The organism is Bacillus sp. FSL K6-0993 (genome assembly GCF_037977205.1).
GTDB classification, from domain to species: Bacteria; Bacillota; Bacilli; order Bacillales; family Bacillaceae; genus Bacillus; species Bacillus subtilis.
Genome location: NZ_CP150275.1, coordinates 3,432,649 through 3,449,139, shown reverse-complemented (window position 1 = coordinate 3,449,139; position 16,491 = coordinate 3,432,649). Strand labels below are relative to the sequence as shown.

16 protein-coding genes are annotated in these 16,491 nt (G+C 43.1%); 15 read left to right on the top strand and 1 reads right to left on the bottom strand.

From position 1 onward, the window contains the following. The first annotated feature begins 8 nt into the window (after positions 1 to 8). From MHH79_RS17920 to MHH79_RS17870, 11 genes are all read left to right on the top strand, one after another. The gene (locus tag MHH79_RS17920) at positions 9 to 368 is read left to right on the top strand and encodes a hypothetical protein (protein ID WP_063334722.1); all 360 of its coding nucleotides are present in this window, start codon (positions 9 to 11) and stop codon (positions 366 to 368) included. A 164-nt stretch (positions 369 to 532) separates the two neighbouring features. Continuing rightward, complete coding sequence (gene bmrA, locus MHH79_RS17915; RefSeq protein WP_063334721.1) at positions 533 to 2,302, top strand: multidrug resistance ABC transporter ATP-binding protein/permease BmrA; 1,770 nt, start codon at positions 533 to 535, stop codon at positions 2,300 to 2,302. Between the two features lie 125 nt (positions 2,303 to 2,427). Further along, the gene (locus MHH79_RS17910) at positions 2,428 to 3,882 is read left to right on the top strand and encodes a tetratricopeptide repeat protein (RefSeq protein ID WP_063334720.1); all 1,455 of its coding nucleotides are present in this window, start codon (positions 2,428 to 2,430) and stop codon (positions 3,880 to 3,882) included. Positions 3,883 to 4,262: 380 nt separating this feature from the next. Further along, complete coding sequence (gene cwlO / locus MHH79_RS17905) at positions 4,263 to 5,672, top strand: peptidoglycan DL-endopeptidase CwlO (RefSeq protein WP_063334719.1); 1,410 nt, start codon at positions 4,263 to 4,265, stop codon at positions 5,670 to 5,672. Positions 5,673 to 5,877: 205 nt separating this feature from the next. After that, positions 5,878 to 6,828 (top strand): thioredoxin-disulfide reductase, encoded by a 951-nt coding sequence (trxB, locus tag MHH79_RS17900; RefSeq protein WP_003243021.1) that lies wholly within the window; start codon positions 5,878 to 5,880, stop codon positions 6,826 to 6,828. 318 nt (positions 6,829 to 7,146) lie between these two features. Then, positions 7,147 to 7,623 (top strand): 8-oxo-dGTP diphosphatase, encoded by a 477-nt coding sequence (locus MHH79_RS17895; protein ID WP_010886622.1) that lies wholly within the window; start codon positions 7,147 to 7,149, stop codon positions 7,621 to 7,623. 24 nt (positions 7,624 to 7,647) lie between these two features. Continuing rightward, positions 7,648 to 8,535 carry an RNase adapter RapZ gene (gene rapZ / locus MHH79_RS17890; RefSeq protein ID WP_003243903.1) on the top strand — a complete coding sequence of 296 codons (888 nt, stop codon included), beginning with the start codon at positions 7,648 to 7,650 and terminating at the stop codon, positions 8,533 to 8,535. A gap of 1 nt (position 8,536) precedes the next feature. Continuing rightward, on the top strand, positions 8,537 to 9,490 hold the full coding sequence (mgfK, locus tag MHH79_RS17885; RefSeq protein ID WP_003244450.1) for a gluconeogenesis morphogenetic factor: 954 nt from the start codon (positions 8,537 to 8,539) through the stop codon (positions 9,488 to 9,490). Positions 9,491 to 9,512: 22 nt separating this feature from the next. Beyond that, positions 9,513 to 10,463: a DNA-binding protein WhiA gene (gene whiA, locus MHH79_RS17880; RefSeq protein WP_047183247.1), complete on the top strand. Its 951-nt coding sequence runs from the start codon at positions 9,513 to 9,515 to the stop codon at positions 10,461 to 10,463. 23 nt (positions 10,464 to 10,486) lie between these two features. After that, positions 10,487 to 10,744, top strand: coding sequence for an HPr family phosphocarrier protein (locus MHH79_RS17875; RefSeq protein WP_003219835.1), 258 nt, complete (start codon positions 10,487 to 10,489; stop codon positions 10,742 to 10,744). Next, positions 10,745 to 11,509 (top strand): arylamine N-acetyltransferase, encoded by a 765-nt coding sequence (locus MHH79_RS17870; protein WP_080344232.1) that lies wholly within the window; start codon positions 10,745 to 10,747, stop codon positions 11,507 to 11,509. Positions 11,510 to 11,544: 35 nt separating this feature from the next. On the opposite strand, the gene MHH79_RS17865 is transcribed toward MHH79_RS17870, so the two are convergent. Further along, on the bottom strand, positions 11,545 to 11,754 hold the full coding sequence (locus tag MHH79_RS17865; RefSeq protein ID WP_003243327.1) for a lipoprotein: 210 nt from the start codon (positions 11,752 to 11,754) through the stop codon (positions 11,545 to 11,547). Positions 11,755 to 11,900: 146 nt separating this feature from the next. Here MHH79_RS17865 and psdR point away from each other — a divergent pair, with 146 nt between their 5' ends. From psdR to psdB, 4 genes are all read left to right on the top strand, one after another. Continuing rightward, complete coding sequence (psdR, locus tag MHH79_RS17860; protein ID WP_047183246.1) at positions 11,901 to 12,614, top strand: two-component system response regulator PsdR; 714 nt, start codon at positions 11,901 to 11,903, stop codon at positions 12,612 to 12,614. Next, positions 12,608 to 13,678, top strand: a complete 1,071-nt coding sequence (gene psdS, locus MHH79_RS17855; protein WP_309530056.1) for a two-component sensor histidine kinase PsdS — start codon at positions 12,608 to 12,610, stop codon at positions 13,676 to 13,678. Before psdR ends, psdS begins: the two co-directional genes overlap by 7 nt. 82 nt (positions 13,679 to 13,760) lie before the next feature. Beyond that, the gene (gene psdA / locus MHH79_RS17850; protein WP_003228167.1) at positions 13,761 to 14,540 is read left to right on the top strand and encodes a lantibiotic ABC transporter ATP-binding protein PsdA; all 780 of its coding nucleotides are present in this window, start codon (positions 13,761 to 13,763) and stop codon (positions 14,538 to 14,540) included. Next, positions 14,515 to 16,455, top strand: a complete 1,941-nt coding sequence (gene psdB / locus MHH79_RS17845) for a lantibiotic ABC transporter permease PsdB (protein ID WP_063334713.1) — start codon at positions 14,515 to 14,517, stop codon at positions 16,453 to 16,455. The genes psdA and psdB overlap by 26 nt, the downstream gene beginning before the upstream one ends. The last annotated feature ends 36 nt before the right edge of the window (positions 16,456 to 16,491 follow it).

Genomic DNA, 16,491 nt, shown 5'->3' with positions numbered 1-16,491 from the left:
TATGAAGAGTGACTTCCTTATTTTCAGAAAGTGAAACAGAAATTGTATCAACGACCTATATGTTTCTTACCCAAGACGAAATGAAGGGAAAAGCGGGCAGCCTCAATCAACCGATCAACGACTTTCTCAGCCTGACAAAGAAATTTGAGTCTTCATTAAAAGAGGAAATCAAAGGGCAAAAAGGGTTGATTGTAAAAAAAATAAAAAAAGAGCTTGAGTCTAAAAGCGAAAAACGAAAAGCTGCCCTTGAGATGATAAAAGAAGAACATACCGCAAAAGTTGATCGGTACAAAATGATAATAGAAGACCTGCGACAGCAGGATGTAACATTGACTTACAGAAAAAAGAAGCCAGTTAAAGATGTCTAACATAAAAATCTCCTATTCAAACAATGAGTGGGAGATTTTTATTTTGATCACGGCAAAAATATACTGAAAAAGTCTTTCTCCATTGATATGATTGAGAAAGAGTAAAAATCATCCTTTTGCTATACATTTCACCTTTCTGAACGCTGAAACAGGAGGAAAAATATATGCCAACCCAGAAACAAAAATCTAAAAGTAAATTGAAACCTTTTTTTGCATTAGTAAGACAGACCAATCCTTCTTATGGAAAGCTTGCCTTTGCGCTGGTCCTCAGTATTGTGACCACACTGGTCAGCCTGCTCATTCCATTATTAACAAAGCAGCTTGTCGATGGCTTTTCTATGTCAAATCTGTCAGGCACGCAAATCGGTTTGATCGCGCTTGTGTTTTTCGTTCAGGCCGGTTTAAGCGCTTATGCCACCTATGCGCTTAACTATAATGGACAAAAAATCATCTCCGGGCTGCGGGATTTATTATGGAAGAAATTAATTAAGCTTCCTGTCTCTTATTTCGACACAAATGCTTCCGGGGAAACAGTCAGCCGTGTAACGAATGATACGATGGTGGTCAAAGAACTGATTACAACCCATATCAGCGGGTTTATTACAGGCATCATTTCTGTCATTGGATCATTGACAATCTTGTTTATTATGAACTGGAAGCTGACACTGCTTGTGTTAGTGGTCGTTCCACTGGCCGCTCTCATCTTGATGCCGATTGGCCGGAAGATGTTTTCTATCTCACGGGAAACACAAGATGAAACGGCTCGTTTTACAGGCCTGCTGAATCAAATTCTCCCGGAAATCAGACTCGTTAAGGCTTCAAATGCGGAGGATGTCGAATATGGACGCGGGAAGATGGGGATTTCCTCATTATTTAAGCTTGGAGTTCGTGAAGCCAAGGTTCAATCGCTTGTCGGCCCGCTTATTTCACTCGTGTTAATGGCAGCGCTAGTCGCAGTGATCGGATATGGCGGCATGCAGGTCTCATCAGGCGAGCTCACAGCCGGAGCGCTCGTGGCTTTTATTTTATATTTGTTTCAAATTATTATGCCGATGGGCCAGATTACAACGTTTTTCACACAGCTGCAAAAATCAATCGGTGCAACAGAACGAATGATTGAGATTTTGGCAGAGGAAGAGGAAGATACAGTGACAGGAAAACAAATTGAAAATGCGCATCTGCCTATCCAGCTTGATCGCGTGTCTTTTGGATATAAGCCTGATCAGCTGATTTTAAAAGAGGTCAGCGCTGTCATTGAAGCAGGTAAAGTCACAGCGATTGTCGGTCCGAGCGGCGGGGGGAAAACGACGCTGTTTAAGCTGCTTGAACGTTTTTATTCTCCGACTGCAGGGTCCATTCGGCTGGGGGACGAGCCGATTGATACTTATTCGCTTGAATCGTGGCGGGAGCACATCGGGTATGTATCGCAGGAAAGCCCGTTAATGTCCGGGACAATCAGAGAAAATATTTGCTACGGGTTAGAACGAGATGTGACGGATGCTGAGATCGAAAAAGCCGCGGAGATGGCATATGCGCTCAATTTTATAAAGGAGCTGCCGAATCAGTTTGATACAGAAGTGGGTGAACGCGGCATTATGCTGTCAGGCGGACAAAGGCAAAGAATCGCGATTGCGAGAGCGCTTCTCCGTAACCCAAGCATTCTTATGCTCGATGAAGCTACCTCAAGTCTCGACAGCCAATCTGAAAAATCAGTTCAGCAGGCGCTGGAGGTGCTGATGGAGGGCCGCACAACGATTGTTATCGCTCACCGATTATCTACCGTTGTAGATGCGGACCAGCTTTTGTTTGTTGAAAAAGGGGAAATTACCGGTCGTGGAACACACCATGAGTTAATGGCTTCCCATGGACTTTATCGGGATTTTGCTGAACAGCAGCTGAAAATGAATGCGGACTTAGAAAACAAAGCCGGGTAAATTCTGGTCGAATCAGCCAATAAAAAAGAGGAGGGATTTTCCCAATCCTTCCTTTTGAACTATTGAGGGGCTTACGATTTATGGTATACTACTGACGGTAATATTGTATAAAACGGAGGGTAGTTGTGGGAAAACACACTTCTGAACATAAAAATCACGCACAAATTGTCCAGCTGCTTCAAGATGGACAATATTTTTTTCATAAAGGCTTGAAAGCGTATAAAGAGCGCAATCTAAAACGGGCAAGCAAACTGATTCAGCGCGCGGTTCATTTGGAGCCGGAGGATTCAGAGATGCTTTCACAGCTTGCGGTCATTTATTCGGAAATGGGCCAGTATCAAGAGTCGAACGATCTTCTTGACTATATCATGGCAAATCTGGAGGCCGAAATGCCGGAGTGCCATTACTTTAAAGCGAATAACTTTGCCCATCTGGGGCTCTTCCAGGAAGCTTATAAAGAAGCGGCCGCTTATTCTGATGCGGACCCGGATGGTGAATTCGCCGAAGAAAACGATAGTCTGCTTGATTTGCTCGATTTAGGAGACGACGGCATTGAGGATTCGTTGTATGATCAGGATGAACTGCTGGTGAAACAGGATCGGGCAAAGTCATTGCTGGAAAGCGGCCAGCTTGCTGAAGCGGTTGCGGCGCTTGAGGAAATCACAGCTGAATATCCGGAGCTTTGGTCAGCATACAACAATCTCGCGCTTGCCTACTTCTATTCAGGAAACGTTGTAAAAGCGAAGCAAACCGCTTATGAAGTGCTTTCTCATAATGAAGGAAATCTTCACGCCTTATGCAATCTTCTCGTTTTCTACTATTATGAAAGAGAAGACGAAAAAGTGGCGGAATTGAGTGACCAGCTCTCCAATGTCTATCCGATGCTATTGGAGCAGCGTTATAAATTGGGTGCTACTTTGGCGCTTGTCGGCCGCTACGAGATCGGATATAAATGGCTCAAATCATTATATAAAACCGGCTTTGAAGGTGACGACACCTTCTTTTACTGGCTTTCCTGCTCTGCTTATTTTACGGGACATACCGACTTTGCCGAGATGATCTGGAGAAAAGTCGAGTCGCAATATCCCGGCGAAGACCGCCCGGCCCCTTGGATTGAGCGGAGGGAAGCACTTCCTTCATCTGTAGAGCAGCGTCTCGCAGCCTATTATATCAGCAGCACAAAGGGAGAAACGGAGCATCTTGAAGCGGTAATACGCTCAAAGAGAATTACCGCTCCTTTTGAAAATCACTTTGTAAAGCTGCTTCTGAATGGAGATTCTGCGGCTGCTGACGTTTCAGAGGATGCACTTTTCGCTTATCAAACGGTCAAACTATTAGAGCAAGCTGAAAAAGAAGAGATGAAAACAGAAGTCATGAGCTGCTGGGTTTTCCATGTCATTCAGCAAATTCGTGCAGCCGCTCCGTTGAAGAATGAGAAAGGCTGGGCAGCAGCCATCTGTTATATTTGGAAAGAAGCCCATGGCAAGCAAGACACGAAAAAAGACACAGCGGCCCGATTCGGCATCTCTCCGGCAACGTTGACGAAATATATGAAATATATTGATGATATTCTAGAATAGTAAATTTTAAAGAGTCGATTTATTTAATCGACTCTTTTTTTGTTTGATAGATTATATTAAGAAAATAATATCGACAGTTTTTTTACACGCTTAAGAAAAATGACAAATGATGTGTGACTTGACATCTGTTTGAAACATAAATGTAATAAAATTTATCGCTAATTTGTCGAAACTTGATGGTATAATGATTCTCGTACATAAGGAATTAGTGTTTTTTACATATGATGTGAAATAAACGCTATACAACCAGAATAAGAGATGCACAGAATAATTAACCATAAACAACCATCATTCCTCGTAGAGTATGAGGAACGAAACTTGATGTTCAAAATACGATTCCAAATGAGGACAGGTTCACAGTAAAAGGGAGGATATAAAAAGTGAGAAAGAGTTTAATTACACTTGGTTTGGCTTCCGTCATCGGGACAAGCAGTTTTTTGATCCCATTTACAAGTAAAACTGCATCGGCGGAAACATTAGATGAAAAGAAACAAAAAATCGAAAGCAAGCAATCTGAGGTTGCTTCCAGCATTGAAGCGAAGGAAAAAGAATTAACTGAGCTTCAGGAAAATCAATCAAAGATTGAAAAAGAACTGAAAGACATTAACGCTAAGGCGCTTGATACAAGCAACAAGATCGAAGATAAAAAAGAAGAAAATGATAAAACAAAAGAAGAAATCAAAAAACTGAAAAAAGAGATTAAAGAAACAGAAGCACGTATCGAAAAACGCAATGAAATCCTGAAAAAACGCGTTCGTTCTTTACAGGAAAGCGGCGGATCTCAAGGATACATAGATGTTCTTCTAGGATCAACAAGCTTTGGTGACTTTATCTCTCGTGCGACTGCGGTTTCATCTATTGTGGATGCAGACAAAGATTTAATCAAACAGCAAGAGCAGGATAAAGCGAAGCTCGAAGATTCTGAAGCGGATTTGAATGACAAGCTGAAAGAAGTTCAAGCTGCATTGGCTAAATTAGAAACAATGCAAAAAGACCTTGATAAACAGCTTAATGAAAAAGACAAGCTTTTCGACGAAGCAAAAGCAAGCCAAAAGAAAACGGCTAAAGCGATTTCTGAATTAAAATCAGAGGCGTCTGAACTTGCAAATCAAAAAGCAAATACTGAAGCTGAACAAGCACGCATCAAAAAAGAACAAGAAGCAGCGGCTGCTTTGATCAAAAAGCAGGAAGAAGCACAAAAAGCATCTGATGAAACACAAACAGATGACAGCCAAACGGCTACAACTGAATCAGCAAAAGCAAGCTCATCTGATGATTCTTCAGACAATTCTTCTAACGGTTCATCAAACAGCTCGTCTAACGGCTCATCTTCTAAGAAGAGCAGCGGCTCAAACAGCAATTCAGGCGGCACTGTTATCAGCAACTCTGGCGGAATTGAAGGCGCGATCAGCGTTGGTTCAAGCATTGTAGGACAATCTCCGTACAAGTTTGGCGGCGGACGCACTCAATCTGATATCAACAACCGTATTTTTGACTGCTCATCATTCGTACGCTGGGCATACGCTTCTGCAGGTGTTAACCTTGGACCTGTCGGCGGAACAACAACTGATACGTTAGTTGGCAGAGGACAAGCTGTCAGCGCATCGGATATGAAACGCGGAGACCTTGTGTTCTTTGACACTTACAAAACGAATGGACACGTAGGAATCTACTTAGGTAACGGTACATTCCTAAACGACAATACTTCTCACGGTGTATCTGTTGACTCAATGAGCAACGTTTACTGGAAAAAAGCATTTAAAGGCGTTGTAAGACGTGTTGTTCAATAATAAATATGACAAGGGCCTTCTATAAACAGAAGGCTCTTTCTTTATTAACATATACCCTTTTCGAATACATTTAATCGTGTTGAGCAAAAAAATAGCGTATCACCATGAGATTTTATAGGATATGGGTAAGGAATACGTTTGATGGGGATTCTTATCATATAAGAAAGAGCCCAAACTTGAAAAGATGGTTTAAGGAGTGAATAGTGTGTCAGAAGAAAAAATTTATGACGTGATTATAATCGGCGCGGGCCCTGCTGGGATGACGGCCGCTGTATACACATCAAGAGCGAATTTATCGACATTAATGATTGAAAGAGGAATTCCTGGCGGACAAATGGCCAATACGGAAGATGTAGAAAACTATCCTGGATTCGAAAGTATCCTTGGGCCTGAGCTTTCTAACAAAATGTTTGAACACGCGAAAAAATTCGGCGCAGAATACGCTTATGGCGATATTAAAGAGGTCATTGACGGCAAAGAGTACAAAGTAGTCAAAGCTGGTTCAAAGGAATATAAAGCACGTGCTGTCATCATTGCTGCAGGTGCGGAATATAAAAAAATCGGCGTGCCTGGCGAAAAAGAATTGGGCGGACGCGGTGTATCTTATTGTGCAGTATGTGACGGCGCTTTCTTTAAAGGCAAAGAACTTGTCGTTGTTGGCGGCGGAGATTCCGCGGTTGAAGAAGGCGTATATCTGACTCGTTTCGCTTCAAAAGTAACGATTGTTCACAGACGTGATAAACTCCGTGCTCAAAGTATTCTTCAAGCGAGAGCATTTGATAATGAAAAAGTTGATTTCCTATGGAACAAAACCGTGAAGGAAATTCATGAGGAAAACGGCAAAGTCGGTAACGTAACGCTTGTCGATACGGTAACCGGTGAAGAAAGTGAATTTAAAACAGACGGCGTATTCATTTACATCGGCATGCTTCCTCTGTCTAAACCGTTTGAAAACCTGGGCATTACGAATGAAGAAGGCTACATCGAAACAAACGACCGCATGGAGACAAAGGTTGAAGGAATTTTCGCTGCCGGAGACATTCGCGAAAAATCACTGCGCCAAATCGTAACGGCTACAGGAGACGGAAGTATTGCGGCACAAAGCGTACAGCATTATGTCGAAGAGCTTCAAGAAACGCTGAAAACCTTAAAATAAAAAGGGCTGTCATACGAGTTTCACATTACGTTACTGGGTTTTAATTCCGCTGTAACACATGTGTAATGCTTTTCGGTTATGATTAATAAAGTAATTGACCCCCTTTTTATAATGAATACACTTTTTTGGCACGGATTCTCCAGTTATCCGTGTCCTTTTTTTGTCCATAAATAAAAGATGAATACCAGTTACAGCAAAATCATCTGAATTAAGGAATGAATATGCTGTAAAATAGAAGAAAAGATTGTCAATGTCTCTTCATTGTGGGAGGCATCTTGAAGCGGTATAATAAAGAGACGATGACAGGACGAAGGTTAGGTGACGTACTTGCAAAGAGTGACAAATTGTGTGCTTCAGACGGATGACAAAGTTCTTCTGCTTCAAAAGCCGAGACGCGGATGGTGGGTCGCGCCGGGAGGCAAGATGGAGAGCGGAGAATCAGTCAGAGACTCCGTCATCAGAGAGTACAGAGAAGAGACTGGTATCTATATCATAAATCCTCAATTAAAAGGCGTTTTTACCTTTATTATTAAAGACGGTGACCACATTGTCTCCGAGTGGATGATGTTTACGTTTGTCGCGGATTCTTATACTGGACAAAATGTATCAGAATCAGAGGAAGGCAAACTGCAGTGGCACGATGTCAACGACATTCAGAACCTGCCTATGGCCCCTGGAGACGGCCATATCCTTGATTTTATGATGAAGGGACAAGGGCTGCTGCACGGCACATTTACGTATACACCGGAATTTGAGCTGCTCAGTTATCGTTTAGACCCGCAGCACATCAAATAGAAAGACAAGTCAGGGGGGAGAAAGATGAGTGTTAGTGAATCACATGATATTCAGCTTGTCATTATAACCGGAATGTCGGGAGCGGGGAAAACTGTCGCCATTCAAAGCTTTGAAGATCTCGGCTATTTCTGCGTCGATAATCTTCCGCCTTCATTGCTTCCGAAGTTTTTAGAGCTGATGAAGGAATCAAATTCGAAAATGAGCAAAGTCGCGCTCGTGATGGATCTGCGCGGCCGCGAATTTTTTGACCGGCTGATTGAAGCGCTGGATGAAATGGCCGAAAATCCGTGGATCACACCGCGAATTTTATTCCTGGACGCGAAGGATTCCATTCTCGTCACAAGATATAAAGAAACGAGACGCTCGCATCCGCTGGCAGCGACTGGCCTGCCGCTTGAAGGCATCGCACTGGAACGAGAGCTGCTTGAGGAATTAAAAGGCCGCTCTCAAATCATTTACGATACGTCTGACATGAAGCCGCGTGATTTGCGTGAAAAAATCGTGAAGCACTTTGCGACAAACCAAGGAGAGACATTTACCGTGAATGTCATGTCATTTGGTTTTAAATACGGTATTCCAATTGATGCAGATCTCGTCTTTGATGTCAGATTTTTGCCGAATCCGTACTATATCGAAAGCATGCGGCCGCTGACTGGTAAGGATAAAGAGGTTTCCTCTTACGTCATGAAGTGGAATGAAACGCAAAAGTTCAATGAGAAATTAATTGATCTGCTGAGCTTTATGCTTCCATCTTATAAAAGAGAAGGAAAAAGCCAGGTTGTCATTGCGATCGGCTGCACAGGGGGCCAGCACCGCTCTGTGACATTAGCCGAGAATTTAGCTGATTATTTCAAAAAGGATTACTATACTCATGTTACTCACCGGGACATTGAAAAGAGAAGCCGGAAATAAGATGGGACAAAAGCCGAAAATCGCAATCTTTGGCGGCGGTACAGGTCTTTCTGTATTGCTTCGGGGCCTAAAGCATAAACCTGTTGACATCACGGCCATTGTAACAGTTGCCGATGATGGCGGAAGCTCTGGCCGTCTGCGGAATGAACTGAAAATTCCGCCTCCCGGAGACATCAGAAATGTGCTTGCCGCTTTATCCGATGTGGAGCCGCTTGTTGAAGATCTTTTTCAGCACCGCTTCAATAAAGGGAATGACTTAACAGGCCATTCTCTCGGGAATTTGATTTTGGCAGCGATGACAAATATAACCGGTGATTTTTTTCACGCTGTCACAGAAATGAGCAAGGTGCTGAATGTAAGAGGAAAGGTTTTGCCGGCTGCCAATGCCAGTGTCGTTTTGCATGCTGAGATGGAAGACGGCCGCGTGGTCTCAGGCGAGTCAACGATCCCGGAATACGGACAGCGTATTAAGCGTGTTTTTCTCACGCCTGAACAGATTGATCCGCTGCCGGAAACAATAGACGTGATCAGGGAAGCGGATTTGATTATTATCGGCCCGGGAAGCCTCTATACAAGCATTCTTCCCAATTTACTCGTCCCAAAAATCGGGGAAGAAGTGATAAAGGCGCCGGCGAAAAAAGTATACATTTGCAACGTGATGACTCAGCCCGGCGAAACGCTCCATTACACCGCTGCTGATCATGTGAAAGCGCTCAATCAGCATATGGGCTGCGGTTTTATTGATACGATATTAGTGAACAGTGAAGACATTCCCGACGAAATAAAACGTAAGTACGAAATGGAATCTGCGCGTCCTGTTGATTTTGATATTGAAGAGCTGAAAGCGATGGGGCTTGAAGTCATCAGAGATCAAATTGTAACGTATAAAAATGACGTAATACGTCACGATACACATAAAGTGGCCTCTCTTCTTGTTGATTTACTGAAAGAATGAAGCCTTGAAATGAGGTGGCTATATGTCATTTGCATCAGAAACAAAAAAAGAATTAACGAATCTGGAAGTGAAGGACTGCTGCATTAATGCCGAGCTGTCTGCACTCATTCGGATGAATGGAGCTTTATCATTTACAAACCGCCATCTCGTACTCGATGTTCAAACCGAAAACGCGGCCATTGCCCGCCGCATCTATACATTGCTGAAAAAACAATATGATGTGTCGGTCGAGCTGCTGGTCAGAAAGAAAATGCGGCTGAAAAAGAATAACGTCTATATTGTGCGTTTTTCAGAAAAAGCAAAAGCGATCTTAGAGGATTTAAAAATACTCGGGGAGAATTTTGTGTTTGAACGAAGTATTTCGAAAGAGCTGGTCAAAAAGAGATGCTGCAAGCGTTCTTATATGAGAGGAGCATTTTTGGCAGGAGGTTCGGTCAATAACCCGGAAACCTCCTCGTATCATTTAGAAATCTTCTCTCTTTATAAGGAGCATAACGATTCATTATGTGACCTGTTAAATGAGTTTCAGTTAAACAGCAAAACGCTTGAACGGAAAAAAGGCTACATTACCTATTTAAAAGAGGCTGAAAAGATTACAGAGTTTCTGAACGTAATTGGCGCTCACAATTCGCTTCTGCGATTTGAGGATGTCAGAATCGTCCGAGACATGAGAAATTCGGTCAACCGCCTCGTCAATTGTGAAACAGCCAACTTAAACAAAACGATCGGCGCATCGCTGAGACAGGTGGAAAATATTAAATACATCGATGAAAGAATCGGCCTGGAGGCGCTGCCTGAAAAACTTCGGGAAATTGCGCAGCTTCGGATTGATTATCAGGAAGTGACGCTGAAAGAGCTGGGGGAAATGGTAGCAAGCGGGAAAATCAGCAAATCAGGGATCAATCACAGGCTGAGAAAACTTGACGAAATCGCAGAACAGCTGCGGACAGGGCAATCCGTCACTTTAAAATAACCGTAAAGAAAAGGGGAGATCTTATGGTTCAACAGAAAGTGGAAGTTCGATTAAAGACAGGACTGCAAGCACGTCCTGCTGCTTTGTTTGTACAAGAAGCAAACCGGTTTACGTCAGATGTGTTTCTAGAGAAGGATGGGAAAAAAGTAAACGCCAAAAGCATCATGGGGCTGATGAGCCTTGCGGTAAGCACAGGCACTGAGGTTACCTTGATTGCCCAGGGAGAAGATGAACAAGAGGCGCTGGAGAAGCTGGCTGCTTACGTTCAAGAAGAAGTTTAGGTGATAAAAATGAGTGACTTTCTAAAAGACTGCTTTCAGAAAATTGGCTGGGAAAAAGATCATGTCAGCTTCGGCGATCTTCCCCTTTTTCTCAAAGCAATGGCATACCGTTTTCCATTCGAAAACCGTGCCGTACTTGCAAAAGAGAATTATAAGATCACAAAAGAAGAGCTATGGCGACGTCTGCTCAAAGATCAGCACGGCGGCCTATGCTACGATCTAAATGGTTTCCTTTATTTTGTCTTGCGTGAGGCCGGGTTTCATGTGAAGCTCATTCGAGGAACGGTTTATGCAGGCAATCAAGAGGGATGGGCACTAGAAGGGACGCATGCTGCTGTATGGCTGTCTGCGGAAAACGGCGATTACCTCGTTGATATCGGCTTCGGCATCAACCTGGCGCTCCAGCCGATACCGCTTTCCGGAGAAACGGTACAGTCACCAGTCGGGTCATTCCGAATCAAAAAAGAAGAGACAGAAAAGGGCAGCCATGTTCTGCTGATGGACAAAGGAGAAGGCTGGCAAATTGGGTACGCCTTTACTCTTGAAGAGAGTGATCTCGGGGACTTAGATAACATGAAGGACATCATTCACTCTCATGAAAAATCTCCTTTTAACAAGTCCCTGCTTGCCTCAAAGCTGACGCCGAGCGGAAGGATGGTCATGTCAGAGCGCCATTTTACGATTTATGAAAACGGCGGTAACATTCAAAAAAGCGACATCGGCCCTTCAGGATTTGAAGAGAAATTAAATACTCATTTTTTGTAACGTGAAAAGCTTGCAGGTTATCTGCAAGCTTTTTCTTATGAACAAGTGTAGATTGCTGTATCAAATGCGTCTTCAGGGATATACAGTTTTCCCTTTTCGTATTTATAAGGAATTTCATTCTCTTTAAAGCACTCTTTGGTATAGTCAGTTAGTGTATCCCCAATTTCTATGTATTTCCCGGTATAGTTGGGCTGACATGCTGAAAGAATTGACGTCATTGCCAGAAACAGCATGATTTTCTTCATCACGACACCTGCCTATTATGAAAATTTTACCTTTATCATTCTATCATAACAAAAAGAAAAAGACCGATTTACTATTCCGCACATGCTATAATAATTTTGGAATCTTCTAGAAAAATCATCGTGATGTACATATAAGGGGGATCAACGTGTATCGGATTTTGCTTGTGGAAGATGATGAGCGGATTGCTTCTTTGCTGGGCGGTCATCTTCAAAAATACGGATATGAAGTGAAAATTGCTGAACAGCTGAATGATATAAAATTGGAATTTGCAGAAATGAAGCCTGATCTTGTGCTGCTTGATATCAACTTGCCTTTTTTTGACGGGTTTTATTGGTGCAGGCAAATCCGTACCATTTCCAATGCGCCGATTATCTTTATATCGGCACGGACCGATGAGCTGAATCAGGTAATGGCGATTGAAAATGGCGGCGATGATTATATCACAAAGCCGTTCCATCTAGAGGTAGTGGTGGCCAAAATCAAAAGCGTCCTGCGCCGCACATATGGTGAATACTCGCCCTCTTTGCCGCAGGAATCCAGAATAGTGGAGCTTGGCGGGCTGACGATTTATCCTGATCAGAATGAGGCCGAATGGAACAGCGTCCGTATTTTGTTTTCACAAAAAGAATTTCAGCTTCTCTCTATTTTTGTGAGGGAGCATAAAAAAATTGTCTCTCGTGATGAACTATTGGAGGCGTTATGGGATGACGTTGATTTTGTCGATGACAATACGTTAACGGTCAATGTCAACCGGCTGCGGAGAAAACTGGAGAATGCAGGACTGACAGATTGCATTTCCACAATCAGAGGACAAGGCTATCAATTTCAAGTCAATCGGAAGGATGAAGCGGAGTGTTAAAGACTTATCTCATCGACCGCTTAGCCATTATTCTATTTTCATTATTAGGGATAGGGTCCGCCATGCTGATTGCGTATTTAAGCGTTGTAGAGAGCGGCGCAGAACCTTCCAAAGAAAATATGATGTACATATGGATTTTGCCCGGTACTCTTTTAGCCGCAGGTTTTGCTGCTGATTATGTTCGGCAATTTTCCTTTCTCAAATATGTTAAAAAGCTTGCAGAACAAGCCTCTTCTTCGAATGACATCGGACAGTCTTTGAAAGCCCGAAAGCCAAGAACAGGAGAGCAAGCGCTTTGGACGAAAATGATCAACGCACTCGGACAGCAATACGAAAGCAGGCTCTCGCAATATATCAATCAGCAAAAACAGCATTATACCTTCACCAACCAATGGGTTCACCATATGAAAACACCGGTATCTGTCATTTCCTTAATGATTCAGGAAGGAAAAAACGGAACCTCATCCTCTTTTCCGACGTTTTTAGAGGAGCTGGAGGATGAGAATGAGAGATTTCGCCACGGTCTTGATATGATGCTGCAAACGGCCAGGCTGGAGGAATTTGCATTTGATGTAAAGCCGCAAACCTTTGATTTGGCAGAAATGGTTCGTTCACTGATCAATCAGGAAAAACGTCAGTTTATTAAACGGCGCCTTTTTCCAACATTACATGTGCCGCCAAATGCCATTCAGATTTCCAGTGATCAAAAGTGGCTTTCCTTTGTTGTCGAGCAAATCCTTTTCAACGCCTTAAAATATTCAAAGCAAGGTGTCGGAGACTCTATTACAATCCGAATTGAAACACAGGGACATGAGACGCGATTGTCGGTTGCCGACGAAGGAATCGGCATACCGCCGCAGGATCTGCCGCGGATTTTTGACGCGTTTTTTACCGGAGAAAACGGACGAACCATGAAAGAGGCAACTGGAATGGGCCTTTATTTAGCAAAACAGGTGTGCAGCCGTCTCGGCCATAAGCTGTATGCGGAATCAAAAGAAGGGGCTGGCACTGTGATGACCATCGTGTTTTCAAGTGACACCCTCGTGAATGTGACAGCATTGTAAGGTTGGGGAGCGGAATTGCAAGAAAGTTCGATGGGAGGATGCTGACTTCCTTTTTATAATAAAGAAAAAGGAGGAGCAGAACATGAACGTGTTGCAAACAACGAACCTATCGAAAACGTACTATTCAAATAAAGGAACAATATCATACCAAGCGCTCAGCGCCTTTGATCTCAGTGTGTCAAAAGGAGAATTTGTCGGGATTATGGGGCCGTCGGGAAGCGGAAAAACCACGCTTTTGAATTTGCTGGCTACCATTGATAAGCCGACCCAGGGCGAGATGATGATCAACGGCATTCAGCCGAAAACGTTAAAGGACCAAGAGCTGGCTTTGTTTCGCAGAAGAGAACTCGGCTTCGTCTTTCAGGACTTTAATCTGCTTGATACGCTGACGATTCGTGAAAATATTCTCTTGCCGCTCGCATTGGATAAGGTAAAGCTGAGAGAAATGGAAGCCCGATTGGATGAACTGGCGGATACGCTGCAAATCAAGCATATTCTCGATCACCGCACATATGAGGTGTCGGGCGGACAGCAGCAGCGGGCAGCCTGTGCCAGAGCGATTATTCACAATCCGGCGCTCATTCTTGCCGATGAACCGACAGGAAACCTCGACTCAAAATCGGCAAAGCAAGTGATGAACACACTGGCTCAGCTGAATGAGGAAAAGGAAGCGACGATTCTGTTGGTTACGCATGATGCCACAGCAGCAAGTTTCTGTAAACGAATTGTTTTTATTAAAGACGGACGTTTCTTTTCAGAGATTCACAGAGGAACAAACAGGCAGGTGTTTTATCAAAGTATATTGGATACCTTGAGTGTGTTGGGAGGCGATTTTCATGAATTTGAGAACTATCGCCCGTAAAAACATTCTTGGGAATCTGCAACGGTATGTGGCCTACTTTTTAAGCTGTGTGTTTGCCGTTTCGGTGTTTTTTGTCTTCACATCATTTATTTTTCATCCTGATGTCAATGAAGACAATATATATGGCGGAAGCCTTGTCAAAACATGCTTGAGCGCAGCTCTTGTCGTCATCATTGTGTTTTGTATATTTTTCATCACATATTCCAATTCAGCGTTTTTGCAGGCAAGAAAGAAAGAGTTTGGGCTGCTGACACTGTTTGGCACATCAAAGCAGCAGCTTCGCAAGATGATTTATTATGAGCAGTCACTTATTTCTCTTGCGGCGATTGCGGCCGGCATTGGAGCAGGCCTGTTATTTTCAAAACTGTTTTTTATGATCATGACATGGATGCTCAGCGTGAAGGTGCCGATTTCGTTTGCCATTGTGCCGAAAGCGTTTGTGATGACAATTGCCGGCTTTCTCATCCTGTTTCAGACGCTGCTCATTTTATCACTGGGACGGATTCGGAAGCTGGAAATCATTGAACTGATTAAATCGGCCAAAAAGCCGAAAAGTTTGCCGGTTTATTCGAAATGGCTCACTGTATTGTCTTTGCTATGCCTTGGCAGCGGTTATTACCTATCTGCAACAGCCAATGCAATTGACATGATGTTTCGGGTTTTTCCAATTTTGATTTTAGTGTTAATTGGCACGTATTTCTTTTTTACCCAAAGCAGTGTGGCGTTTTTCCGCATGCTGTACCGAAAGAAACACAGCTTCTACAAAGGCACGAATATCATTGTGCGTTCCAACATGATATTCAGGCTGAAGGATCATGCACGCATGCTGTTTTTAACCTCTGTCATTACAGCGGTCATATTAACAGCTACAGGTGTCATCTATATGTTTTATTCCGATTTACAAAGGCAGGAGGAGCAAAGCATTCCTCAGTCTGTTTCCTGGGTGGAAAAGGATGCTTCCCGCTTTCAGGTCATGAAGCCTGAGACAGCTGAGAATACATTGAAAAAAGCTCATGCTGTTATCAAGTATAAGGTGGATGCCACAGGGATTCCTGTCACTTTTCAATCAGACTTGCCGTATGGAAATAAGAAGATGGAAGCGGAAGCTTTGCTGATTTCAGAAAAAGTCTATAATCAAGTCGCAAAGGAAAAAGGGTTCCCAGTTATTCATTTACAAGAAAATGAAGCATTTATTAATGTTTCTTTTCAAATGATGGTGAAAGACACATTTGGAGAAGGGGAAACAGCAGCATTTCATATGAAGTCAGGAAAAACCCTTTCCTACGTCATGAAAAAGCAGCAAAACAAAGGGATATTGATGTCTGTCGATGGAGTCAGCCGTTTATTGGTTGTCAGCGAAAAGAGCTTTGACAGTCTGTCACAGGATGTGTCGCTGAAGGAACAGATGAGAATGGTAGGTTATGAGCTTGAGCATTGGCAGGAGACGGTGGATGTCTCTGAAAAGCTTGAAAACATGGTGCCGAAAGAACATACTTCTGATTTTCAAACGCGTGCTCCTAGTTATCAAATTGTGAAGCAGGGAGTTGCATTAATGCTGTTTATTGGTCTGTTTGTCAGCGTGCTGTTTTTTATCGTGCAAGGAAGCATGCTGTATTTGCGGATGTTTACGGAAATAGAAGATACGAGAGTGCAGGTGTTAGCCTTAAAAAGGATAGGGGTTACGGACAAAGAGATTCACTCGATCCTTGGAAAGCAAATAGGATTTTTATTCTTCATCCCATTTATCGCAGGTACGATTCACGCAGGCTTTGCGTATGCAGCGTTAAGTAATATGCTGAATTCCAATTTATTTCTTGAAGCCGTAATTGTTATCTTCATTTATTTTGTATTCCAGGCTCTTTATTATATCGTCACCCGTCATATTTATAAGCGTGCTGTTCTTCAGCGTATGTAATATGAAATCCGGTCTGTTATCAGACCGGATTTTTGA

What these genes read in the sequence shown, in the direction of transcription:
- bmrA (WP_063334721.1), top strand. Translation starts at nt 533, where the DNA reads ATGCCAACCCAGAAACAAAAATCTAAAAGTAAATTGAAACCTTTTTTT.
- rapZ (WP_003243903.1), top strand. Translation starts at nt 7,648, where the DNA reads ATGAGTGTTAGTGAATCACATGATATTCAGCTTGTCATTATAACCGGA.
- mgfK (WP_003244450.1), top strand. Translation starts at nt 8,537, where the DNA reads ATGGGACAAAAGCCGAAAATCGCAATCTTTGGCGGCGGTACAGGTCTT.
- whiA (WP_047183247.1), top strand. Translation starts at nt 9,513, where the DNA reads ATGTCATTTGCATCAGAAACAAAAAAAGAATTAACGAATCTGGAAGTG.
- MHH79_RS17875 (WP_003219835.1), top strand. Translation starts at nt 10,487, where the DNA reads ATGGTTCAACAGAAAGTGGAAGTTCGATTAAAGACAGGACTGCAAGCA.
- MHH79_RS17865 (WP_003243327.1), bottom strand. Translation starts at nt 11,754, where the DNA reads ATGAAGAAAATCATGCTGTTTCTGGCAATGACGTCAATTCTTTCAGCA.
- psdA (WP_003228167.1), top strand. Translation starts at nt 13,761, where the DNA reads ATGAACGTGTTGCAAACAACGAACCTATCGAAAACGTACTATTCAAAT.
- psdB (WP_063334713.1), top strand. Translation starts at nt 14,515, where the DNA reads ATGAATTTGAGAACTATCGCCCGTAAAAACATTCTTGGGAATCTGCAA.